The 24,251-nt window shown below is 34.3% G+C and carries 25 protein-coding genes and 1 pseudogene; 7 read left to right on the top strand and 19 right to left on the bottom strand.

Going from position 1 to position 24,251, the window contains the following annotated elements:
- From KBJ98_RS10740 to KBJ98_RS10735, 3 genes and pseudogenes are all read left to right on the top strand, one after another.
- Nucleotides 1–1,029 (top strand): M56 family metallopeptidase (locus KBJ98_RS10740; protein WP_317192493.1); only part of this gene is annotated, 1,029 nt, incomplete at its 5' end.
- Between the two features lie 57 nt (nucleotides 1,030–1,086).
- Nucleotides 1,087–1,185: pseudogene (locus KBJ98_RS15275) on the top strand (BlaI/MecI/CopY family transcriptional regulator); the annotation flags it as partial.
- A complete protein-coding gene (locus KBJ98_RS10735) occupies nucleotides 1,182–2,645 on the top strand; it encodes a M56 family metallopeptidase (protein ID WP_210790573.1) in 1,464 nt (487 codons plus the stop codon). The pseudogene KBJ98_RS15275 and the gene KBJ98_RS10735, both read left to right, overlap by 4 nt.
- A gap of 71 nt (nucleotides 2,646–2,716) precedes the next feature.
- Here the strand turns inward: KBJ98_RS10735 and KBJ98_RS10730 are convergent, their stop codons facing one another.
- The 5 genes from KBJ98_RS10730 to KBJ98_RS10710 all read right to left on the bottom strand — a co-directional run bounded on the left by KBJ98_RS10730 (nucleotide 2,717) and on the right by KBJ98_RS10710 (nucleotide 6,736).
- Nucleotides 2,717–3,493: a hypothetical protein gene (locus KBJ98_RS10730; protein ID WP_210790571.1), complete on the bottom strand. Its 777-nt coding sequence runs from the start codon at nucleotides 3,491–3,493 to the stop codon at nucleotides 2,717–2,719.
- Between the two features lie 179 nt (nucleotides 3,494–3,672).
- Nucleotides 3,673–3,984, bottom strand: a complete 312-nt coding sequence (locus KBJ98_RS10725) for a hypothetical protein (RefSeq protein ID WP_210790570.1) — start codon at nucleotides 3,982–3,984, stop codon at nucleotides 3,673–3,675.
- The gene (locus tag KBJ98_RS10720; protein ID WP_210790567.1) at nucleotides 3,975–4,610 is read right to left on the bottom strand and encodes a hypothetical protein; all 636 of its coding nucleotides are present in this window, start codon (nucleotides 4,608–4,610) and stop codon (nucleotides 3,975–3,977) included. Before KBJ98_RS10720 ends, KBJ98_RS10725 begins: the two co-directional genes overlap by 10 nt.
- Before the next feature lie 112 nt (nucleotides 4,611–4,722).
- Entirely contained in the window at nucleotides 4,723–4,980 is a 258-nt protein-coding gene (locus KBJ98_RS10715; RefSeq protein WP_210790564.1) for a hypothetical protein, read from the bottom strand.
- A gap of 385 nt (nucleotides 4,981–5,365) precedes the next feature.
- Nucleotides 5,366–6,736 (bottom strand): saccharopine dehydrogenase family protein, encoded by a 1,371-nt coding sequence (locus KBJ98_RS10710; RefSeq protein ID WP_210790561.1) that lies wholly within the window; start codon nucleotides 6,734–6,736, stop codon nucleotides 5,366–5,368.
- A gap of 185 nt (nucleotides 6,737–6,921) precedes the next feature.
- Between KBJ98_RS10710 and KBJ98_RS10705 the strand changes: the two genes are divergently transcribed.
- The 3 genes from KBJ98_RS10705 (at nucleotide 6,922) to KBJ98_RS10695 (ending at nucleotide 10,243) form a co-directional block, all read left to right on the top strand.
- Nucleotides 6,922–7,323: a DUF423 domain-containing protein gene (locus KBJ98_RS10705; RefSeq protein ID WP_210790558.1), complete on the top strand. Its 402-nt coding sequence runs from the start codon at nucleotides 6,922–6,924 to the stop codon at nucleotides 7,321–7,323.
- A gap of 64 nt (nucleotides 7,324–7,387) precedes the next feature.
- Complete coding sequence (gene pckA, locus KBJ98_RS10700) at nucleotides 7,388–8,989, top strand: phosphoenolpyruvate carboxykinase (ATP) (protein WP_210790556.1); 1,602 nt, start codon at nucleotides 7,388–7,390, stop codon at nucleotides 8,987–8,989.
- Between the two features lie 153 nt (nucleotides 8,990–9,142).
- Nucleotides 9,143–10,243: a DUF4407 domain-containing protein gene (locus KBJ98_RS10695; protein ID WP_210790553.1), complete on the top strand. Its 1,101-nt coding sequence runs from the start codon at nucleotides 9,143–9,145 to the stop codon at nucleotides 10,241–10,243.
- 84 nt (nucleotides 10,244–10,327) lie between these two features.
- Here the strand turns inward: KBJ98_RS10695 and KBJ98_RS10690 are convergent, their stop codons facing one another.
- The 14 genes from KBJ98_RS10690 to ruvC all read right to left on the bottom strand — a co-directional run bounded on the left by KBJ98_RS10690 (nucleotide 10,328) and on the right by ruvC (nucleotide 23,113).
- Nucleotides 10,328–11,035, bottom strand: coding sequence for a PH domain-containing protein (locus KBJ98_RS10690; RefSeq protein WP_210790550.1), 708 nt, complete (start codon nucleotides 11,033–11,035; stop codon nucleotides 10,328–10,330).
- Nucleotides 11,036–11,302: 267 nt separating this feature from the next.
- On the bottom strand, nucleotides 11,303–12,346 hold the full coding sequence (locus tag KBJ98_RS10685) for a response regulator (protein ID WP_210790549.1): 1,044 nt from the start codon (nucleotides 12,344–12,346) through the stop codon (nucleotides 11,303–11,305).
- A 164-nt stretch (nucleotides 12,347–12,510) separates the two neighbouring features.
- Complete coding sequence (locus tag KBJ98_RS10680; protein ID WP_210790546.1) at nucleotides 12,511–13,218, bottom strand: LytR/AlgR family response regulator transcription factor; 708 nt, start codon at nucleotides 13,216–13,218, stop codon at nucleotides 12,511–12,513.
- Between the two features lie 11 nt (nucleotides 13,219–13,229).
- Nucleotides 13,230–13,547 carry an Hpt domain-containing protein gene (locus KBJ98_RS10675; RefSeq protein WP_210790544.1) on the bottom strand — a complete coding sequence of 106 codons (318 nt, stop codon included), beginning with the start codon at nucleotides 13,545–13,547 and terminating at the stop codon, nucleotides 13,230–13,232.
- On the bottom strand, nucleotides 13,534–14,568 hold the full coding sequence (locus tag KBJ98_RS10670; RefSeq protein ID WP_210790541.1) for a sensor histidine kinase: 1,035 nt from the start codon (nucleotides 14,566–14,568) through the stop codon (nucleotides 13,534–13,536). The genes KBJ98_RS10675 and KBJ98_RS10670 overlap by 14 nt, the downstream gene beginning before the upstream one ends.
- Nucleotides 14,568–15,701 carry an FIST signal transduction protein gene (locus KBJ98_RS10665; protein ID WP_210790538.1) on the bottom strand — a complete coding sequence of 378 codons (1,134 nt, stop codon included), beginning with the start codon at nucleotides 15,699–15,701 and terminating at the stop codon, nucleotides 14,568–14,570. The genes KBJ98_RS10670 and KBJ98_RS10665 overlap by 1 nt, the downstream gene beginning before the upstream one ends.
- A gap of 2 nt (nucleotides 15,702–15,703) precedes the next feature.
- Nucleotides 15,704–18,388, bottom strand: coding sequence for a PAS domain S-box protein (locus tag KBJ98_RS10660; RefSeq protein WP_210790535.1), 2,685 nt, complete (start codon nucleotides 18,386–18,388; stop codon nucleotides 15,704–15,706).
- A gap of 4 nt (nucleotides 18,389–18,392) precedes the next feature.
- A complete protein-coding gene (locus KBJ98_RS10655) occupies nucleotides 18,393–18,935 on the bottom strand; it encodes a heme NO-binding domain-containing protein (RefSeq protein WP_210790532.1) in 543 nt (180 codons plus the stop codon).
- A gap of 1 nt (nucleotide 18,936) precedes the next feature.
- On the bottom strand, nucleotides 18,937–19,350 hold the full coding sequence (locus KBJ98_RS10650; protein ID WP_210790528.1) for a response regulator: 414 nt from the start codon (nucleotides 19,348–19,350) through the stop codon (nucleotides 18,937–18,939).
- 116 nt (nucleotides 19,351–19,466) lie between these two features.
- Nucleotides 19,467–19,832: an MmcQ/YjbR family DNA-binding protein gene (locus KBJ98_RS10645; protein ID WP_210790524.1), complete on the bottom strand. Its 366-nt coding sequence runs from the start codon at nucleotides 19,830–19,832 to the stop codon at nucleotides 19,467–19,469.
- Between the two features lie 2 nt (nucleotides 19,833–19,834).
- Nucleotides 19,835–20,590, bottom strand: a complete 756-nt coding sequence (locus KBJ98_RS10640) for a cyclase family protein (protein WP_210790520.1) — start codon at nucleotides 20,588–20,590, stop codon at nucleotides 19,835–19,837.
- Between the two features lie 350 nt (nucleotides 20,591–20,940).
- Complete coding sequence (locus KBJ98_RS10635) at nucleotides 20,941–21,318, bottom strand: GxxExxY protein (protein WP_210790519.1); 378 nt, start codon at nucleotides 21,316–21,318, stop codon at nucleotides 20,941–20,943.
- A 56-nt stretch (nucleotides 21,319–21,374) separates the two neighbouring features.
- Entirely contained in the window at nucleotides 21,375–22,508 is a 1,134-nt protein-coding gene (hemW, locus tag KBJ98_RS10630) for a radical SAM family heme chaperone HemW (protein WP_210790516.1), read from the bottom strand.
- A gap of 50 nt (nucleotides 22,509–22,558) precedes the next feature.
- Nucleotides 22,559–23,113 carry a crossover junction endodeoxyribonuclease RuvC gene (gene ruvC, locus KBJ98_RS10625; protein WP_210790514.1) on the bottom strand — a complete coding sequence of 185 codons (555 nt, stop codon included), beginning with the start codon at nucleotides 23,111–23,113 and terminating at the stop codon, nucleotides 22,559–22,561.
- A gap of 165 nt (nucleotides 23,114–23,278) precedes the next feature.
- On the opposite strand from ruvC, the gene KBJ98_RS10620 reads away from it, so the two are divergent.
- Entirely contained in the window at nucleotides 23,279–24,247 is a 969-nt protein-coding gene (locus KBJ98_RS10620; RefSeq protein WP_210790512.1) for a lysylphosphatidylglycerol synthase domain-containing protein, read from the top strand.
- Nucleotides 24,248–24,251 lie beyond the last annotated feature (4 nt).

Below are 24,251 nucleotides of genomic sequence, written 5' to 3'. Positions count from 1 at the left end.
AAAATGAAATCCAATACTCCCATTGTATACCAGAATGCTCAATTGGTTTTGGTCCCCGAAAAAACTTTACCACATACGTTCTTGAATACCATTTTCATCAACGAAACGGAATACAACAACCGTAAAATTGAAGCCGAATTGTACACCCACGAGCTTACGCATGTGACTCAAAAACACACTTTGGATATTTTGTTTATCGAAGTATTGAAAACTGTTTTTTGGTTCAACCCCGTTTTCATTTTTTACAAAAAAGCCATTCAACTCAACCACGAATTTCTCGCCGATGAGAAAGTAGTGCACTCTTATAACAACGTTCCGTTTTACCAATCTTTGTTGCTTTCGAAGGCAAACGCGAACCCAACTTTTTACTTGGCCAGTAATTTGAACTATTTAATAACTAAAAAACGATTACTTATGATGACTAAAACCACATCAAACTCAAAATCAATTGCGAAGAAAATTATTTTGATACCTGTTCTATCTGGACTATTTTTCTTGTTTTGTTTCAAAACTATTGCTCAAGTAAAAAACATTGCACAAGTTACCACCAAAACTAAACTTACAACAACCAACAATTCCCGAAAAGATGAATACTTTGCCGGAGTAAGAGTGGTCATTCACGACCTTGTAAAAAACAAGAAAATTGACACCAAATATGAAGATCTAAGTGAAGAGTACAAGAAAAGAGCATTATTCTATGTGCCAACTGCCTTTGAAAAGAAATCACCAACAACTCAAGAATTAGAAAACTTTAAAGATGCTAAAAAATACGCCATTTGGATAGATGGGGTTCACCAATCCAATAAAGCATTAAACAATTTCAAGCCTAGTGAAATTGCTTTTTTTCAAGGTAGTAGTGTTTCAAAAAATGCAAGAAGCAAGAAATTCCAACAGCCTTACCAATATAATTTTTACACTCATAATTATTTCGAAAAAAATTTAAAAAACTCGCACAAAAAATTTGATGGAGAAAAATTAGAAATAACAATTTGTAAAGATAAAAACACAAGACCAATCCGAACTAAATAGTTGATGAAACCATTTACTATAAAAACCAAACTTTTATCTCCTTTATAGATAACACTTTGGGCTTCTTTCTTTACCAAAGAAACCAATTTGTCGCAAACGGAACTGGAAAAACTCAAGAAAATAATTGACAGTGAAATTCTAAAAAAGAAAAAATGACCGACTTTCTAATCAAATCAACCCTCGGCCTCGTGGTACTTTTAGGCGTGTATCACTTGCTGCTAGAAAAGGAAAAAATGCACCATTTCAAGAGGTTTTACTTGTTGTTTGCTTTGGTTTTTTCGATGGTGATTCCTTTTATAACTATTGAAGTTGTTCAGGAAATTGTCCAACCCACAGTAACACCCGGAAATATCCAAATCCTACCAACAACTGCCGTTGTAGTGGAAGAAACGAACTATATAGCAATAGCGCTTTGGGGTTTGTATGGATTAGTCACTCTTGTTTTGGGGTTTCGATTTCTGCGTAATGTGATGCAGATTTCAAAAAAAATGAAATCAAATACAGCCATTGCATACCATAATGCCCAATTGGTTTTGGTTCCCGAAAAAACGTTACCGCATACGTTCTTGAATACCATTTTCATCAACGAGACGGAATACAATAACCGTGAAGTTGAAGCCGAATTGTACACACACGAGCTTACGCATGTGACTCAAAAACACACTTTGGATATTTTGTTTATCGAAGTATTGAAAACTATTTTTTGGTTCAACCCTATTTTTATTTTTTACAAAAAAGCCATTCAACTCAACCACGAATTTCTCGCCGATGAGAAAGTGGTGCACTCTTATAACAATGTTCCGTTTTACCAATCTTTGTTGCTCTCAAAGGCAAACGCGAACCCAACTTTTTACTTGGCCAGTAATTTGAACTATTTAATAACTAAAAAACGATTACTCATGATGACTAAAACCACATCAAAAAGAAAAGCCATTGCCAAGCAAGCCTTGCTCTTGCCTGCGATAACAGCCTTACTATTTTCATTATGTACCAAAGTTGTAGCGCAGCAAACAGATACCAAACAAAATCCGCAACCCAACAAATCAGAAGGTTTGTTTAAAACCTACTACGATAAAACGACATTTAAGGTAAAAGATGAAAAAGGAAAAATTGCCGCAGAAAAAAAGTACAATGACTTAACTCCTGCCGAAAAAAATGCGATCCCTTCGATAATTTCAAAAGAAGAAAAACTCCCAACCAACGAAGAACTATTAGCCAAAATAAACAAAGGCGCTCCTGAGACAATAGAAATAGATGTGTTTAGTGCCGAGAAAAAAATCGTAAAAAAAGGAGAAAACGACATTTATAATACCGCAGAAATCAGCGAAAAACCAGATTTTCCGGGTGGAATGATAGAATTTTACAAATTCGTAGGTCAGAATTATAAAACTCCGGATCAACCCAATTTAAAAGGAAGAGTTTACATCACTTTCATTATTGAAAAAGACGGTAGTGTTAACGAAGTAAAAAATATTCGTGATATTGGTTACGGCACTGGTGAAGAAGCCGTACGCGTAATGAATATTTGCCCAAAATGGACTCCTGGAAAGGTAAAAGGCGAACCCGTGCGAGTACTGTACAGCTTACCACTAACGATACAATCAGCGAAACCGTAATTGAACAGAAATCCGCTTCAAGTCTAGACCTGAAGCGGATTTTTTATGATAAAATCAGTTACTTTTTGCTGCTAACCCACTAAGGATTCGGTATATTTCAAGAATAAGTGGTTTTTGTTTTGTACCAGTGCTACCAATGAATCAAAGGTGTTTTCGGCTGCATCGTATAATTGAGTTAAGTCGGCACTCAAATCTTGAACTGCAATTGGTTCTAAATTTTCGCTTCTGATAAATCCTAAAAAGGAAGCACCAATACCAAAAAGTTCGTAACCGTATTTTTCAAACAAATGTTTTGCCAAAGCGTAATTTTCAAAAGGATCTAAATCACTATGAAAATAACCGTTAGGAAAACCACAAATCCCCTCGTAGGATTGCGTTACCGGAATAATTTTGAGAACAATTTCTTTATCTAAAAACTCAAAAGGCGATTGATTAATTTTTTTTAGGATCTCCATTTCTTGATCATCAACCGTCAGCCCTTTATCGCAAGCTTCCGCAAAATCGACACCTTCTGTCTGTTTTAAGAAATTCTTCTTAATTATAAAAAATTCTTCAGGCGTAGAAAGATAACCTAAATGTTCCCCGTTTTCAAAACAAGCGGCGTCAAGACCAGACAAATCATGACCTTCCGTATCCTCGAGATCATTACTATTGACTGCATGGGTGCTGGTGTACTCTGCCTGACCTAAATCATCAAGCGTCACTATGATCGTTTTTTGGGGATTATTGTTCTTGTAAGTCTGATAAATATCCATCAGCTCTTCGAATGAATTTAAATTTTTGATAATAAAACTTTCAAACAAATTCTCACCAGCAGTGTATGCTGAGATCGAAGCTTTTTTTTCCATACTATTTAATTTAAAAAATCAAGAATAACAAAGGTTTAGCTCTAAGCTGTACAAAAAAATAATTGATAACAATGAGAGATCGCTGTAGAATACCAGAGCTAATAAAATATTCTTGCCCATAGTAAAAAATCATTTCGGCAAGAAATTCGTAATCCCATAAAAACGGTAATTTGCCAAAATTAATTTAAAAAACTCCCAGTTTTGAAATCAATTCCCTTTAAGAGAAATATTATTTGATTGTTCTCTTTGACAACTAAATTGATTTTCCCTGTGATTACTTTTTGGTTGTTCTCGATGGTTTTATTTAGTACTATAATTTGTCCACTTGTTTGATATTGCTGCCATTTTTGTAAATCTATATTTTGAATTTGGTCTGCAAAAATAGGACCTATCGCTTTTACAAATTCAACATTGTCAATGTTGTCTTTTTCGTCAAATACTAAATTTCCTATTGGATAGTTCCATAAGTCGGTTTTGGTGTTTATATACAACCTGTAGCCGCTATTAGAAAAAACTTATGTTGTTGCGTTTGATTTGGAAACAGTGTTCTCTCCTCATAAAAACTATATAAAGTTAAGTCCTCCGAATTAAATTTTATTCCAGTATTTACAGCTGAACATGTTGTTGTTCGCAAAGATTTAATTTTTATAGCACCCGAAATTGTTCGTTCAACTTTGCTATTATTTTCAAGAAAAACTTTGCCGGTAAAATCAAAATTTGTTTCGCCTGTTGCTTCATTATAAGCAAAGTTAGAAATTGCAAACGTTGACAATGGTCTAAAATTTGGCGTCAAAAAAATACTCTTTTGTAGCATTGCTGGATTTGGCAAAACGTACTCCTCATACCAAACTTTTAATAACTGTCCACTTTTAGAAATTTGAAATCTAACCGTAAAATCTATTTTATTTTCATCAAAATAAGAAGCGCTGATAAACAATTTATCGCAATTTTCATTTCCTCCAATTTTCTCATTTACAGATTTATATTGAATTCCATTGACATTAATGTTCAATTGATTTTCTATATTTATTTCTTGTACAATTTCATCTTTACTGCAACTCGAAACTGCAACTAATGAAAGTAGCATAAATGTCTTAATCAGATTTAAAATTTTCATATTAAAGTAGCGTTTATTACTATTTAGGTTCCTTTTCTTGATTAATACTTTTGTCCATTGCAAAAATAAATTTCAATTAATTCGCAACTTACGTTCTCTTAGATTGCAATTTTTATTCGTCGATATTGTCAATTATTTGGTTTCTATCATCCTTCCAAATACCATTTTGAATTGTCACGATGCCATACTTTTTATGAAAATAGGTGTTACCTAACTTTGGGTTTAAATTTTTTGCTCCCAGAAAATCTGGAATACAAATGGTTTGTCCGTTTTGTTGGTGTGGCTTGAAACCATCATCACATGGGTCACCAGTTTCACAACTCATTACTAATACACTCGCTACTGGTACGATAATCTTTAAAAACTTCATTTGTTTGTTTAATTAATATGTTTGACTTTTTTATAATTTTTTAAACCGCATATTTCGAAATCTTTGATTGTCTATAAAGAAACTTCTAGCCGCTGCAATTGACTCTATTAGCTTAGGTTTACCAATCAAATATAAACAAATTTTCTTACTATTTAATAAAAAAATCAGCAACTGAAAACTGGGCTCGCGTGAAGGATGGCAGTGAAAATCCTTTATGTTTTTTCTTTAAAAACACAAAGATTGCAGCGTACAGCCTGACCCGAAGTTTTTCACGGAGGGGCACGCCCAAACTTTGGCTATGCCCAGCAGGAATAAACGATTTTAAAAAACAAATCCGCTACCTAGTACAAGGAGCGGATTCATCAAACTAAAAATCTAAAAAAAACTAACTGAACTCTTTATCGGGGTTGTAACCCAAGTACGGCATGGCGGTTTCGTGAAACAGTACGCCGTAGGATTCTAACTCTTTTAGGATGGGTTGGTACACCTCTTTACTGATGGGCAATTGTACGCCGGGCGTGGTAATTTTTCCGTTTAATATTAGCAAAGTAGCCATGGCTACCGGTAAACCAACGGTTTTGGCCATAGCGGTATGGGTTTGATCATCGCCGAGGCACACCATTTTGGAATCGATTTGTTCTTTTTTGCCGTTTAAGATGTATCCAAATTTATGGTACATGACAATCATGTCTTTGTCGTCGGGCTGTAAAGTCCAACTATCGGTTAATATTTTTTCTAAAATTTGAGCTGGTGTGGCGTTTTTGAGTCCGACTTTTTTGTTGGGATTGAACAAATCAAGTTCTAATAATTTATCCCACATGATGTCGTCTTGGTCAATCTTGAGAATTAAACGCGTCTTGATTTCTACCGAATCGGTAGGATGATACGGCAGAAACGAGTTGACAAATTCACGGTAACTCATGTTCTCGGAGTTTTCCATGATGTAACTGTCATCGGTCATGCCTAGTTGCACAAACATGTTCCAAGCTTTTGAAAAACCCACTCTACGGATGGTACCGCGGTACAAGGTCAGTACATCATCAAGGCCGTAAACAGAGCGGTATTTTAGAGAATCTCTGTTAGAATACGCCTCAAAACGACCGTAGCCTTCAACTTGTAAAAACTCGGTTCTACGAAACAAATTGCAATACGGTATGTATTTGTAGGTACCTTCTTGAATGAATTTAGCAGCGCCTCCTTGACCTGCCAACACCACATTGCGCGGTGCCCAAGTGAATTTATAATTCCACAAATTCGTATCTGATTCAGGAGCGACTAATCCGCCACAAAAAGACTCAAACAAAATCATTTCGCCGCCCTTCTCCTTCACTTCATCAATAACTTTCATGGCGCTCATGTGATCAATTCCGGGATCAAGGCCAATTTCGTTCATGAAAATTAGGTTGTTTGCTTTTGCCTCAGCATCTAATTCTTGCATAGCATCGCTCACATACGAGGCCGTTACCAAATGTTTCTTGTAGGTGATACAATCTTTGGCTACTTGTATGTGCAAGTGTGCGGGTAGCATAGAGATTACAATGGTAGCATTTTGAATGGCCTGCTGACGCTGTTGCGCATCAAATATATCTAGCGCAATGGCTGTAGCATTGGGATGGTTGTTGGTTTTTTTTTGGGCCAATGCCAATGACAAATCACCAATAACGAGATGCAACTGTTCTTTCTCGGATTTTTCAAGTAAATACCGAATTAAAGACGAAGCCGACCTTCCTGCACCGATGATTAAAATTGTTCTCATTTTATATATTTATAACACAAACATACATAATTGTTGTATTTATAACAAATAAAACCTGTTTATTTTGAACAGTTGCGGCAACTATTTGCAAAATTAGCAGTCGATAGTACACGGGAAACTAAAGTGAGAATGGCTTGTAAATAAACCTTAGATGAAATACTTTTGTACAAAACACCTTGCCACACATGAAAACAACATACATCAAAGCCGGAGCGGTTTTTGGAATGATTGCTATAATTTTAGGCGCTTTTGGCGCACATGCCTTAAAGAAAGTTTTATCGGTAGATCAATTGGCAACTTTTGAAACGGGAGTACGCTACCAAATGTACCACGCCCTATTTTTATTACTAGTTAGTCAACTGGATATGCTTTCGCAAAAAGCAAGTAAAGCCATATATTACTTAGTTTTAAGCGGAGTTGTTTTATTTTCAGGATCGATATACCTTTTAGCAACGAATTCACTCACATCATTCGATTTTAAAATTATCGGATTCGTAACACCAATAGGCGGCCTCTTACTAATTATTGCTTGGTTCGTATTATTGGCATCAATTTTTGATAAAAAATCACAAAATCATCAGAATTAAGAAGTAACTGAAATAATATTTCTATTTTTGCAGTCTATAAAAAGAAACTATAAACACAAAATTTATGGACAACAGCACGCTTTTCTCGCAATCGATTTCGTTAAAAGACCTAGGAATTGAAAATGCAAAAATTCAGTACCAGTTATCTCCTGAAGAATTACACGATATTACAATAAAAACAGGCCAAGGAATAGAAAGTTCAACTGGCGCACTTGCTGTGAACACAGGCGAATATACCGGACGCTCTCCACAAGACCGTTTCATCGTACGTGACGCAATCACCGAAGACAAAGTATGGTGGGGTAAAGTAAACATTCCGTTTGAGCCTGCTGCTTTCGAAAAGCTATACAATAAAGTAACTGCTTACTTATCAAATAAAGAAGTTTTTGTTCGTGATGCATACGTATGTTCTGACCCAAACTACAGATTAAATGTTCGCGTAGTGACCGAAACGCCTTGGGCAAATTTGTTTTGCTATAATATGTTCTTGCGTCCTGAAGCATCCGAATTAGAAACTTTTACACCCGAATGGACCGTATTATGTGTGCCAAGTTTTATGGCTGATCCAGCGGTGGATGGAACACGCCAAAGTAATTTTGCTATTTTAGATTTTACTAAAAAAGTAGCTTTAATTGGTGGTACAGGCTATACTGGCGAAATGAAAAAAGGAATTTTTTCCGCATTAAATTTCATTTTACCAGTTGACAAAAACACTTTGCCAATGCACTGTAGTGCAAATGTTGGTAAAAATGGTGATACTGCTATCTTTTTTGGTTTGTCAGGAACAGGTAAAACCACTTTATCAGCTGATCCAGAGCGTAAATTAATTGGAGACGACGAGCACGGTTGGACCAATGAAAATACTGTTTTTAACTTTGAGGGCGGATGCTACGCAAAAGTAATCAACCTAACCGAAGAGAACGAACCAGACATCTTTAGAGCTATTAAAAAAGGAGCAATTCTTGAAAACGTTGTTTTTAAAGAAGGAACCAACGAAGTTGATTTTGAAGATGTTTCGATCACTCAAAACACACGTGTAAGTTACCCAATCTCGCACATTGATAATATTCAACCGGGATCAATTGGTAACAACCCAAAAAATATATTCTTTTTAACAGCGGATTCATTTGGTATTTTGCCTCCAATTTCAAAATTGACTCCAGGTCAAGCAGCGTACCACTTCATTTCAGGTTACACGGCTAAAGTTGCGGGCACCGAAGCAGGAGTAACAGAACCTCAACCTAATTTCTCGGCTTGTTTTGGAGCACCGTTTATGCCGTTGCACCCAACAAAGTACGCTGAAATGTTGAGCAAAAAAATGAAAGATGCTAACGTAACCGTTTGGTTAATCAACACAGGTTGGACCGGTGGCGCTTACGGTGTAGGAAGCCGCATGAAATTAAAATATACAAGAGCTATGATTACTGCTGCGCTTAATGGCGAACTAGATAATGTAGCTTTCGAAAATCATAAAGTTTTTGGTATTGCTAAACCTCAATTTTGTCCTAACGTTCCTAGTGAAATTTTGAATCCTAGAAACACTTGGGAAGACAAAGATTTATACGATCAAAAAGCAATAGAGTTAGCTCAAAAATTCAAAGAAAATTTTGCCAAATTCGAAGAGTTCGCTAATCCCGAAATCTTGGCTGGCGCGCCAGTTGCATAAGTTAGTTTTAATTCAACAATTCTCCAGAGCCGTTCATTTTGAACGGCTCTTTTTTTTACCTGCACCTAAGTAAAAAGAAATCAACTATTTACAACAGAATTAAAAATTTGGCCTTAAATTTGCCATATCAATCACAATCAAAAATCACCAATCATGTTCAAACCCTTTTTTATTTTATGTTCAGGTGCCGATAGCGAGCTCCTCGACGGTTGTTCCCAAGGCGAACAAACCAAATATGTAGGCATTGGCGCTACAGTTTTTTTTACCGCGGTTATGGCTTTTCTGGCCAGTGCCTACGCCCTATTTACCGTATTCGACAGCATTTATCCGGCAATTGCTTTTGGCGTTGTATGGGCCTTGCTTATATTTAACTTAGACCGTTTTATTGTTTCTACTATTCGAAAAAGAGATCAATTTGGTGCCGAATTTTTACAAGCCACACCAAGGATTATTTTAGCGATAATTATTGCTGTTGTGATCTCAAAACCTTTGGAAATTAAAATTTTTGAGAAGGAAATCAATACTGTTTTGTTGAAAGAAAAAAATGCGATGGCTTTGGCCAATAAAAAAGAGGTAGCTACCTATTTCAAAAGTGATTTAGACAAAAACAAAGCCGAAATCGACAAGCTGAAATTAGAAATAGCAACTAAAGAAAAAGAAGTTAACACCTTGTACGAAACCTATATAAAAGAGGCCGAAGGTACCGCAGGAACTAAAAAGCTAGGAAAAGGTCCTGTTTTTAAAGAAAAAATTGCCAAGCATGATTTGGCTAAACAAGAACTAGACACTTTGCAAAAAACCAACTTGGCTAAAATTGCTGAGATGGAAAAAAACACAAAAACGTTACAAGCTGATTTAGACAAAAAAGTTACCGAAACTCAACCTATTATTGACGGTTTTGATGGTTTAATGGCCCGAATCAATGCCTTGAACAAGTTGCCTTGGTTGCCATCATTTTTTATCATGTTGCTATTTTTAGCAATTGAAACCTCGCCAATTATTGCAAAACTATTGGCTCCAAAAGGCGAATACGATTTTAAATTAGAAGATATAGACACTGCCTTAAAAGCTACCATTGAGCAAGACAAATACCAGCGCTCGCTATTGGTAAAAACAAGCGAGGCCATGCACGATAAAGTATATGCTGACATCGCCGATGATAAAAAACTGTACGATTTGCAACGCAAAAACGCTATTGATTTATTAGAACTACAGTCTAATAATTTTGTAGAAAAACAGAAAAAAACACTGTAGATTTTAAGTTTAAAAGTCAAAAGTCCTAAAGTCAAGAATAACCTTCTCACCTTAGGACTTTTGACTTTAGACCTTTCGACTGAATCACATATGACTCAAAATTTCTTTCTTAAACGCGTCATATTCGCCTTGTAAAATTAAACCATTGTCAAGCAGTTTTTTGTAATTCTGTAATTTTTCAAACAATTCGTCTTGAGACAAACCGGCAAGTCCTGCTTCCTTACTTGGTTCTGATTCGGCTTGTACTTGTTCAGTATCGACGTTAAATGATTGCGCTGCCGCAACTGGCATAATCTCTGCAAAACTGGTTACTTCTTCGGTTTCCATTTCTTCTATAAATTCAACTTCTGGGGTAGCAGCAATTGCATCCAAATCATTAATGACCGAGGAATTTCCTGCTTTTAAAATATCGAGCTGCTCTTTGGCGTAGGTAAAAATTTTACGAGCTTGTATTTTCGGAATATAATCAATCGAGACTTCCATGTTAGTTTTTGTTGTAAAGGAAAACTCCGATCCCAAAATATTTTCTTTCACGAAGGTACCAACAATTTCATCCCACGTATAATCAATAAAATTCATAGAAAGTCCTAAGTTTTTCGGCTGGCAAATAATAATTCGTTTATTGGTCATTACTATACTATCAGGTAAAACAGTCAAAGCTGGTTTTTTTTGAACAGCGATATAGACAATCTCTTCGTTCTTCATTAATAGATCACTCAACTTAGAAGCGATTTTTTCTATGGCTTTTGGATCTTGTTCCTCGTTTAAAAATTTTTTAAATTGTTCTTTCATAAATTGGGCAGATTATTTTTCAGTGCTAATTTGTAAATTTTATTTTACTTTTAAACAACAAAAGTAATGCCTAAGTTACTACTATTATGGAAAGAAAAAAAATACTACTTGAACAACAAACCAAAACTGCGCTAATTCCTGAGTTTATAGATTGATAAACTACCGTAAATTAAATGTAACTTTCTACATGTGTCTTGTTTTAAAGTTCATTAAATCTTTCTTTCTCAGATTTCAAAACTTCGATAAAACCCGTTAAAATGTAAAATTCTAATTACTATAAGCTTGTGCTCTTTGCTTAATTTCTTTTTGAAAATTTGAATCAGCTTTAAACGGATTTTCGAATACTTCTTTGACAATTTCGATAGAAAAAACTGTGGTTTCAATTTCGCCTTGCTGAAAATAATTAAGTTGTTTATTCAAACTACGGGCTACACGGTGGTATAACTTCTGAAGGATTTTATGAAAAAAATGGGTATTACTATCTGCCGCAGTAGTAATACAGCTGTATTTACGATCTATTTGTAATGCTATATCAATGGCATCTTTGACGCTTCCCAGACTTTTAAAGAATGAGGCGTTTCGCAAAACAATAAAATCAAATTGATGTTTCTCTTCTAAATACAACACACCCAAACGAATGGCTTCAGCCTTTGTAACCGCTTCTTTAAAATTTAAAACTGTAATCCTTTTATTTGTGCCTTTAAGTTCTTCCAACTGATTGCATTCGCAGTCGTGTTCTAAATTGTAATTGACCAAACAAATATGATAATTTAAATTTTGCTTTACCAATTGGCTCCACTCCTGAACCACCACATCGCCCGGTTTGTAATTAAAAGGTATTACTATCCCCACACATGACTTTTGAATCATTCCTACTGCGGTTTTGACAGGTTTATGCTTATTTGCACTTCCTATTAATCTTTCAACACGTGAGCCAATTTCATTTAAACTAAGTGGCTTAACCATATATTCATTGGCACCTAAGGAAAAGGCACTTGCAATCATATCCGGATGTTTATTGCCTGAGAGAACCATTATAGGTGTAGGACTTTTTTTTATCAACCGGATATACTTTATGACCTCCAAACCCGATTTCTTCTTAATGAAATCTAATGTTTTAAATTCGAAAGTTGAGTTAGGAATTACCGGCATATCAATATCTGTAATTACTAAATCCGGTTCGTAGGAATCGAATATTTGAATACCCTCGGCCATATTATTGACAGATTGTACTAAATATCCAAGGTCTATTAATAACTTTTCGATGGTCAATAAAACTAATTCCTGATCATCTATAAGAAGCACTTTCATAATTTTTAATTTAATACAGTAAAATTAAAAACATACAACAAAGACTTCCTGAAATTTTCGTTGGAAGGTTGAAAAGTTGCGACAAATGGTTGGCTTCATTGGCTTTTATTTACTTAAGAATTAACCATGAAAAGATAAAAGCACATTTGATAAACGCATACCTACTAAAGAAGATTTAATCTTTTCATTAGTTCTGGTTTATTTGCTCTACTAACAGGGATTACCTCTTTGCCTATTAAAATGCTGTTATCCTCAATATCTATTATTTTGCTAGTATTTATGACATACGAACGATGGACTTTCAAAAAAAACTGTGACGGTAATTTATCCTCGATTTTCTTTAAGGTCGAGTGCACAATGTAGTTTTTTGTTTCTGTTTTGATATGAATATAGTCTCCCTTTGCTTCAACAATTACTATTGAATCAGTATCGATTTTGACCAACCTTCGATCAATATTGATGTAAAAAACCTTTGCATCATTTTCTACCACCTTTTTTAAATCAGAAACTAGTGGTGTTTTTGGATGAGATTCTGCTTTTTGAATGGCCTTTTTAAAGCGTTCTTCCGTTATTGGTTTTACGAGATAATCAACAATACAATCATATTCGAAAGCTTCGATTGCGAAATTTTTATCAGCTGTAACCAAGATTACCTTGGGTGGATTTTTTAAAGTTTGAATAAAATCAAATCCAGTAAAATCTGGCATATGAATATCTAAAAATATTAAATCTACCTCAATACTGTTTAGAAATTTAATTGCACCAATTGCATTCGGGAAATCCTGAATAAGTTTTACTCCTGGAGACACAGCGATCATTTGTGTTAGGATCGCTCTAGCTGTTTCTTCGTCATCAATAATAATACAATTCATAACAAAATTTATTACAAGCAAGATACAAACTCTTGCATGGATTTCAGAATAATTTCAAACTCAGGTTGCAAAATTTTGCTATTTTGCACTAAATTATCTTCATAATTTTCAGCAAGATAGTAACTTTTCTCCAATCCTAAAATTGAAATTTTATGCTTTAATTTATGGACGATCTGTGCCGCACTTTGGAAATCACCAGATTCTATTTTCATTTGATATGCACTAATCTCTTCAGGCAATTCTCTTTTTAAAATAGCTATTAGTTTATCCCGGAACTCGTAATTAGCACCCGATAATTGGTCTATGTACGTTGTATTAGGCTTTTCCATTGTGTTTAGCTATTGTAAAATAAAACGTTGTGCCGCCTTCGAGCTGGCTTTCCAACCAAATTGTCCCGTCATAAAATTCTACAATTTTTTTCACGATTGACAATCCAATTCCGGAAGAAGAATTAGTGTTTTCTAATTTAAAAAAAATATCAAATACTTTTGATTGGTATTTTTCTGGTATGCCAACTCCATTATCTTTTACGTAAAAGTGGTAAAAATCAACCTCTTCTGTATGGCCAATTGTAATATCTATGTGTTGTTTATTATTGTACTTGATGGCATTTTGGATAAGATTTTGAAATAATTGCATAAACCTTACGTCATTACCCCACACCAGTGGCAAAATAGTATCAAATTTAATAGTGATGTGTTCTTCGCTGTATAACCGAGTGATATCTTCTAAAATCAAATTCAAATCAATCCATCGCGTGAGACTGTCTTTGTTTTGTACTTCGGAATAATTGAGAATTCCTTTAATCAACAAATCCATTTTTTCAACATTAGACAGCATTAATTGCATCGATTTTAAATTCGACTCATTCATCATTTCCTTATTGTCTTCAATAAACCAATTTATAAGGGTATCAATATTGCGTAAAGGAGCTTTCAAATCATGCGAAACCATGTGCGCATAATCGTTTAAGATAGTGTTTTGATTTTCGAGATGTACCAATAGTTCTTCTCTTTGTTTGTTAATTTTTAAGATTTCGATTGATTGTTTTTTGATGTAATCTGTAGAATTGAATGATTCTGCAGTATCAATTTGAGCTACATCCAGACTCATAGACTGTAAAATAAACTCTAAATTTTTATTAATTTCCTTCAAACTTTCGGCCTCATCACGAAGTTTTTGGTTGGCTTTAAAAAGTTCATCAGAACTGATTTTCATTGCACGTTGAAGCAAGCTTATTTGACTCTCAAAATTTTCGTAAGATTCATTTATAGCCGCCAGAAAAATATCCAAATCATTTAACCCGCCCCGCAGTTTTTTATCTATTTGTCTTTTCAATAAAGAATTCATTACTCACTTATTAAGGTTAAAGTCATGGTTTGATTGTGTAGTTCACAAGTAGTACTACCATTGAAGGGTGCTAACTCTCCGTAAGAGTAAAAACCTGTTATTGGTATTCCTTCGCCTATTATTTCTCGCACTTGGTCTAACTCCTCTTCTACTCTTTGATTCATCACCAATTTACGACCTACACAGCTAATTGCAAGTACGAACTCTGGTTTTGTTTTTCGGTTTTTCATCCCGAATTTAGCAGCCTGCAGTGCTCCATCAGCAATATTATCTACTGAGGCCATCATGAGTTGTACTTTTGAATCTGTAGGAACATCACCTGCCAAAATCATTGACGAGTTCGCATTATCAATATTCAAAATAGTTCGCACTACTGGCTCATTTCGGTCCTGTGGCGTAACATTTAAAGGATAAAATAAAGAGGCTTTGGGTAACTCGTTAGCCCTCTCACCCAAGTAATTTTTATAGAGATCGAGTGCTGGCTGGCTATCAATTTCATACAATACATTGTCTACGGAATGAGTTACAATACGCTCTGGACCAAAAGGTATCCACCCTCCAAAACTAGCAAAGCTAATCTCTAATGATGAACCATAAAGCCCAATTAGTATAACTTCTCCTTCTTTTGGATTCTCTTTGTAGGAGGCAATTGTTTTTTCAAAACGTGCATCGTCTCCACACATACCACCTGTAATTCTGACTTGAGATTCTAAAGTACTTTCGAGGCCTTTGATAAGTGAACTTCCGTTTACAAAACTCCCTTCAGAGAGAACGAAAAGGTGCTTTAAGTTTTGTTTGGGAATTTTTTGATATAGTACTTCACCTAATTCTTGTGCGTTTTTTTGATGATCTAAAATATTGGCTCGTTCAACTGCAAAAGAACTTTTTTCAAATTCGATGGCCGTTACTGAGATAGAATTATCATATACATTACAACATAAAATTTCCCCTGAAGTAGATCCAAAAACAATATCCTCATAAGGAAATTCTTTTCGAATACCTTCTATAACTGCCTCGTCCTCCAAAAGAAATCTATTGCCAAAAACCAGAACTAAAGGATTTTTTAAAGTTGTTTTTTCTTGAAAATAGTTCCAATCTTGATTTTTTACTTTCGATGCCTGAATAATTTTCATAGTTATTTATTAAGCTTTATGAAAAAAGTTGAACCCTTTCCTAATTCGCTATCGACCCATATTTTACCATTATAAGCATCTATAATTTTTTTCACAATTGCCAATCCAAGTCCGGTTGAATGCTCACTTTTAGTATAGGACTGGAAGGTATTAAATATTTTCTGATGATGCTCTTTTGCAATACCAACACCATTATCTTTAATGGAGAAAACATAATAGTCCTCAAATTCTTCCGAAGCGACTTCAACTAATCCGACTTCCTCTTCAATATAGTTTACAGCATTCCCTATTATATTCTGGAACAATTGCTGGATTCTGTAACGATCCGCCTGCAGCATCGGTAGTTGATTTTTAATAGTAATACTGATGTGTTCTGGGATATAAATAATGTTAATTATACTCTGTATAATTTGATGAGTGTTTATACTTTCTTGAGGCAACTCCTCTTTGTCAATTTTAGAATAGGTTAATATACCATCAATTAAATAATCCATTTTTTCCACTTTATTTTCAATCATAGAAAAATAACTTAGGGTTAGATCACTAAATTCCTTATCATTATCGGATTTTATCCATGAAATTAATGAATGAATACTTCGTAAAGGAGATTTTAAATCATGTGATACTATTTGAGCATAATCTTCGAGTTCTTTATTCGTTTTTGCTAAACTCACCACTAGCTCTTCCCGTTGATTTTCCAATAATTTCTTATTGGTTACATTTTCTTCAATAGCAAAATATCGAACTATCTCACCTCTAGTATTATATAATGCTTGTCCTTGAATTTTTACCCAATATTTTTCTCCTGATTTGGAATAGTTTAGAATTTCACAATTAAAAGGTTGCCCTTTACTAATTTGATTTTTTAAGTAATTAATAGTCTCAGGATTTGTGGTTGCGCCTTGTAACAGATAGCCTGGCTTCATTCCTATCAATTCCTCTTTAGTATAACCTGACATTTTTTCAAAACTGGAATTAACCCATTCTATCCTGCCTTCTTTATCACTAATCACAACTGAATTTAGATTTTTTTCTGCTATTAAAGAGAGTAAATAAAGTTTTTCCTCTTGCTCTTTTTGTTCTGTTATATCCAAATGAACACCTATGGAACCCATGATTTTTCCATTAACATCATAATTTGGCGCCCCGCTTATTAACCAATATCTTTTTTCTCCTTTTTTGTTTTTTATCTGTACTTCATAAGAATCAGTCACTCCTTGAACCCGCAACTTATTTTTAGTTTCAATAAGCTGTATATTTTCTTCGTTTAAAAATAAATTTGATGCCTTTTTCCCAATCAGTTCCGATACAGTATACCCACTAATTTCACAAAAACTATGATTTACTAAAGTAATCCGATCGTTTTGATCAACCTCAATCAAACCTAAGTTCATATTGGCTATGATGTTGCTGTATTTTTCTTTTTCATTTTGTAATATTTCCTCGTGTTTCTTTTTTATTGTAATGTCGACATAGGACCTAAGATTGCCTTTATAAATACCATCTCTAAAGATAGGAACATAACTTCTCTCAAAAAACCTACCGTCTATAAGCTCTAATTCTTCATTATAAACAGCTTTATTTTCTTTAAAAATATTGTTCAATCTTTCCGCATATATATCCGGATTTTTAAAAAACCGTTTGGAATCTTCGACAGAACCAGAGAAGTCACTGCCGATTAAAGCATCCGGTTCTACTTCAAAATCAAACATCGAACATAATTTTTTATTTACCAATAAAAGTCTTTTGTTTTCATCCTCTAAAATTATCCCCGTTTGTAGATTACGAATTAGAAATGAAAGCCTGTCCTCCGATTCAATTAATTTAAAATCAGCATTCTTCTTTTCAGTTATATCTTCAATCATCGCAAAATACTGAACGACATTTCCTGTTGAATCCAGAACGGGCTGCCCTTTTGTTTTAGTCCAAAAATAGCTTCCGTCTTTTCTACCATGAACTAGCTCTACATCAAACATTTCTCCATTTAAAAACGGAACAATCATCTTCTTTAAATCTTCCTTGTTCGTATATTCGCACTTACCTAACTCAACAGGGGTTGCTCCTATTACTTCCTCTATAGAAAAGCCAGTCAATTTTAAATAAGCATCATTACACCAAAAAATTACACCGTCAGGTTTTGTAAAAACAACCCCATTCTCGTTAGCCCTCGCCACAAGGGAAAGCCTGTTTAGCTCTTCCTGATCTCTTTTTAAATCTTTTTTTTGATTATTAATTTTAAATAATAATTCTTTTAGTTCTTGGGTAGTTATTTCCTGTGTCTTCAAAACATGTAGAAGATCGAGTAAAGGATCGTGAAAAGCGAAATCGTGTAGCGTTAATTTCCTTTCTCTAACTTGATTCATAGAGACAAACCAAGGAGAGCCTACAAATAAAATAGAATCATTAAATTGCTGAAATTGCCCCCTTAAATCAATAGCGTTAGAGGTTGTACTTATAACGATTAATTGATCAAAAATAGCTGTTAAGCTATCAAAATCTGGATTTTCAACAAATGGTCTTTTTACTTCAAAAGTGGATGAAAAAGTATCATTTAATTTAATTCCAGGCAAAGTCTTGGCCAAACTCTTACCAAAACTTTTTATTTTCAAATTAGAATCAATTAAAATATAGAAAGGGAATAGCTTATTAAAACTATCTTCATCAAAATTAAATTCTAATTTGTTCATGTTTTTACCAAATTACATTAAAAATTTCATGTGAACTTCCTTCGTCACGGGTTTGAAGTAAATTAATTGTAACAGGTGTATTATACATTATCCCCAATCCTTGAATAAGGCCTCTTACGAAGTCCTGAAGTCCCTCTCTTTTTGAGAAATAATGCAGATTAATACTGTTTTCGTTAACATCACTCACTTTAAATTCCGGAGGAGTCAGTTTTGGGTATATCAGCATTACTCGATTATGAAAGAGAGGCAAGTTTATTAAAAATTCTCTTAAATTATCTCCTCCTGCTTCCATCAATCCACCATATTTATCTTTTGTTGTTTTAACAACCCACCATTCTCCAAAAGTAATTAAAACGGAACTTAATGTCATGCCCATTTCATCAGAAACTGCTTGAGCTAACTTAAAAGTCAAATCATCATCATAAGGCTCACTGCTTATAAAATAATCAACATCAACTCCGCTTCGCAGTTTAATATCCTCCCATTTATCAGCTCCAAAATTAGCCACAACTAATTCTTCAATTGCCTTATTTACAATTCCGTACATGTTACTGAGATATTAATTCATTATCACTCCAATACTCTATTAAGCGTTTTATCCCATCTACATAGTCATCATATTTAAGAGGCTTTAAAAGATATCCCGCAATTCCTATTTTGTAACATTCTAAAACGTCTTTTCGATTATTAGATGTAGTTAAAATTATAGCTGGTATATATTTTAAGTAGTCGTCCCCTTTCAATATCCCTAAAAATTCTATTCCGTTAATTTTTGGCATATTTAAATCTAAAATTATTATGTCCGGAACCGTTTCTTTTTCTTTTAATATTTTAATTGCTTCCTCTCCATTATTAGCTTCTATAATTTTATGCTTAAAATTTAAGCTACTTAAAACTCTATTGAATTTCATTACCTCAATGGCATCATCTTCAATTAATAAAATATTTAGTGATTTATTCATCTGTTTTTTCTAAGGTGCTTTATAAACTTACGTAAACAAGAGACAGAATAACCTAATTTTCGATGAAATATCAATTTACTATAGTCGAATAACTAATTTAAAGCGACGAATGGTTTTCAAGCGTTATAAAGGTCGGATTGCTGCTTCTTTGTTAAACTATTAAAAATCAATTCATAAGAATGATCAATTAACTCTTTAATCATATCAGTTGGCAGTGTATTGTTTATTGAAACAGTATTCCAATGCGTTTTACTCATATGAAAACCAGGCTGAATATCATCATATTCTGCACGCAGTTCAAGTGCGCGCTCTGGATCACACTTTAGGTTAACAGATGGTTGACCTTTCTCCCATTGGCTTAGAGATGACAGCGCGAACATTTTACCTCCTACTTTAAAAACCAAAGTATCTTCGTCAAAAGGAAAATGTTCTGTCACACCTTTTTTCGAAAGGCAATATTCGTAGTAGGTTTCTAAATTCATAGCTATTGAATTTGATATAAAATAGGTTTACTTGGGCTGGCATCATTCTCAAAAGAAGCAATTTGTAAGTTCAGTAAATAACTATCATCTTTAACTTCATCAGCCACATAAATCATTTCGGTAATGGTGCAATTCAATCGTGCATCAATATTAAGATTATTGACATCAGTTACATTCCAAAAGGCTTTGTGAGCAAGCAATTTGCCTTCATCATGTTCTCTATCTACACTTGGTAAATCAATGAGTAAATGTTGAATTCCGCTCTCGCAAATGAAACGCGCAGCATCTTCAGCTAAATAGGGCGGATTGGTATTCGAATATTTTAAATGCTTTTTGTTTGCTAAATTAGGTAATGTTCGAATTACAATTGCCTCTGGAGTTTTCCCCATCAAAACTTTTTCAATTTGATTTTTGGTAATCACCAAATCACCATTAATTGATTCCGGTTGCACCGAAATAAGCTCGGCCAAAAAGAAAAACTGTTTCAAACATTGATTGATGCTGTAAAAATCTCGTGTAATATGACCCAAACACTCGGTATGCGTACCGTGTCCGTGCGGGTTGAAGAAAATATTATTAAAGTTTGTAAATGATTTCCCCTCTGAAACTTTTCCGATCCAATCACCAAAAACGACTGGTTCAATGACAGGTTTTTCAATGTACCACGCAATAGGATTGTCATCGGTATTAGTCAGCGGAATCGAAATATCAATGGGTTTTGATAGGTCAATTTCAAAGTTGTTGATTTTTGCTTTCATAGTTTTTTTTTACCGCAAAGGGCGCAAAGGTTTACGCAAGGCACGCAAAGTGATGATTAAAGATTATTTACAATTCGTCAATTTCAGATACGTTAATCAAAGGTTTTTTACAGCAAAGGGTGCAAAGGTTTACACAAGGCACGCAAAGTTATGATTAAATATTATTTACAATTCGTCAATTTCAGATACGTTAATCAAAGGTTTTTTACCGCAAAGGGTACAAAGGTTTACGCACGGCACGCAAAGTGATGATTAAAGATTATTTACAATTCGTCAATTTCAGATACATTAATCATAGGTTTTTTACCGCAAAGGGGGCAAAGTTTTCCGCAAGGCCCGCAAAGTCATGATTAAAGATTATTTACAATTCTTTTTATTCCATCTTTTATCAAAACAACATTAAAATTTATCAGTAAACCTAACTTACAATTGGTCAATTTCAGATAGGTCAACAATTGAGCAAAATGAATGTCGTTTAAAGCATCTACTGATTTTATTTCTAAAATCAATTTATCCTCAACAATAATATCAATTCGGCAACCAATATCTAATTTTACCTCTTCATAAACCAAAGGCAAGGGTTTTTGTTTTACAACATTCAAACCCAATTTATTTAATTCATAAAATAAGCATGCCTCATAGGAGCTCTCTAATAATCCCGGACCGAGTCTCTTATGAACTTTCAAAGCACAATCAAATACAATTTTAGATAATTCATCTTCAGTCATACTAATATATCTTTGTGAACTTTGCGAAAAAATTTGCGAACCTTGCGGTAATCCAGTTATTCCAAATTTAAGTAAAATAAGTCTGACGCTATGCCGTCCGTCAAAAACTTTCCCTTTGCAGTTGGTTTCAAAATATTATTTTCGATAAAAACCAAATCATCATCGAGGAATTTTTGGGTTTGTTTTTTCAAATAATTCAAATATTCGCTTCCAAATTCATTTTCAATTCTTGTTAATGAAACACCCCAAATAGTTCGCAATCCCGTCATAATATATTCATTATAACGATCGGCAATAGATAAAATTTCCACTTCATTCGGCAATATATGCTCTTGAATCCCTTTTAAATACAAGGCATTATTGGCTATATTCCAACTACGGGAAACACCATCATAACTGTGTGCCGAAGGGCCAATTCCGATATATTTTTTCCCCAACCAATAAGCGGAATTGTTTTTAGAAAAATAGTCTGGTTTCCCAAAGTTTGACAATTCATAGTGTACATAACCATTGGCCTCGAGCTTGTCAACCAAAATCATAAAATGCGCCTCAGCAACTTCATCTTTGGGAGCAGCAATGGCCCCGGTTTGTATTAGTTTTTTCAAAGCTGTTTTTGGCTCAACCGTTAAGGCATAACTGGAAATATGAGGAATGCCAAAACTCAAGGCTGTGTCGATATTTTGCTCCCATTTTTCATTGCTCATGGCAGGAATTCCGTAAATTAAATCCAATGAAATATTATCAAAATACTGAGTAGCTATTTGCAAACATTTTTTGGCTTCCGCCGAATTATGAGCTCGATTCATCAGAAGTAAATCTTCTTCAAAAAATGACTGAATCCCAATGCTCAAACGGTTAATTTTACTTTTTGATAATTCAATAATTCGTTCTTCAGACAAATCATCTGGATTGGCCTCCAAAGTAATCTCGGGATTTTCAACTACTTCAAAATTATAGTATACCTCATTGATCAAAAAATTAATTTCATCAGAAGTTAGCACACTTGGCGTTCCCCCCCCAAAATAAATCGTTTCCACGATATCATTTTGAAACTCCGTTTTGCGCATATGAATTTCTTTGGCCAAAGCCACAACCATTGCGTCTTTCTTTTTCATAGAAGTCGAAAAATGAAAATCGCAATAATGACACGCCTGCTTGCAAAAAGGGATATGTATGTAGATTCCGCTCATTTATTTAGTATTCAGTCACAGTCGCAGTTTACAGTTGCTGCAACTGAAAACTATTTCTTAACTCGTTCCTCATTTTGTTTTACAAAAGCGTCCCAACCGGTATAATTTTTTTCGCCAACGGTTTTTCCTGAATTAAAAAAATGGCACACTGCAGCAGCCAAACCGTCTGTTGAATCTAGATTTTTGGGCAATTCTTTCAATCCTAAAAGTTGCTGTAACATTTTAGCAACCTGCTCTTTTGAGGCATTTCCGTTTCCAGTAATCGCCATTTTAATTTTCTTTGGTTCGTATTCGGTAATCGGGATATCTCTTGAAAGTCCGGCAGCCATAGCAACTCCTTGCGCACGACCCAACTTCAGCATCGACTGCACGTTTTTACCAAAAAAAGGCGCTTCAATTGCAATTTCGTCAGGATTGTGCGTATCGATTAACTCAATCGTTCGTTCAAAAATGATTTTCAATTTTTGATAATGATTGTCGTATTTTAACAATTGCAATTCGTTCAATTGCAAAAAATGCATTTTTTTATTGACAATTTTGATCAACCCAAAACCCATAATTGTGGTTCCAGGGTCAATTCCTAATATGATGCGTTCGTTTGACAAATCTTTTTAATTTATACTTTTTTTGTTATTACACTAAGATGCTCTGAGGAACCACAAAGGTTCACTAAACCAACCAAGCTTCTACTATTTTTGTAAAACTTCACGAATTCTTTGTGAATCTCTGTGAAATAGCTTTTTCACAATAGTTTTCCTTTACTTTGCAAAATGATTTCAATACCACACAAAACTAAGCAATTCCTTGTACTTCTTATCAAACTATTAATTGTTGGTGGTGCGTTTTATTTTATTTACAATCAACTGGCCAATAATGACAAACTAGACTGGCAAAAGTTCCTTGTTTTGTTTCAAAAAAACCAATCTGTTGGCGGAATTGCATTTATTTTATTGCTGAGTGTTTTGAATCGGTTTTTTGAGATATTGAAATGGCAAAACTTAGTACGATGTATCCATCCCATTTCCCTCAGCGATGCAACAAAGCAAGTACTTGGCGCACTTACTGCTGGACTTTTTACACCAAACGGCGTGGGCGAATATGCCGGAAAAGCGTTATTTTTTCCTAAAACGGAGACTAAAAAAGTAGTGTTTTTAAACTTGATTTGCAACGGAATCCAGATGCTATTGACCGTGGTTTTCGGGATTGCAGGTTTCTTGTATTATAACTTGCAACACCACATTCTCAGCAATCAAACAATGTTGCTAGTTTTAGGTGTTTTACTGTTGCTCGGAATCGTTTTGTTTTTGGTAAAAAGAATAACAATAAAAGGCTACTCTCTTGATAAATTACTCCACAAAATCAATGCAATTCCAAAAGACATTCATCAAAAAAATATTTTCCTGGGTTTGTGTCGATACTTAGTTTTCTCGCACCAATATTACTTTTTGTTTCTAGCCTTTGATGTAGATTTGCCTTACGGAATTTTGATGGCTGCTATAACAAGTGTGTACTTTTTAGCTTCCTCATTGCCTACTTTTCAGTTTTTAGACTTTGCCGTAAAAGGTAGTGTGGCGGTTTATTTCTTTGCCCTTTTGGGTGTAAATGAATGGATAGTTATCTTTATTTCGACATTGATGTGGTTCCTCAATGTTGTGATTCCTGTTGTGATTGGAAGTTATTTTGTTTTGAATTTTAAAATTGTTGCTCCCGTACCGACAAACGAAAACCACCTAAACTAAATAC

Source organism: Flavobacterium erciyesense, from assembly GCF_018069925.1.
Classification (GTDB): Bacteria; Bacteroidota; Bacteroidia; order Flavobacteriales; family Flavobacteriaceae; genus Flavobacterium; species Flavobacterium erciyesense.
Note: the sequence above shows the minus strand (reverse complement) of the source record. Positions and strands in the feature narration are given on the sequence as shown.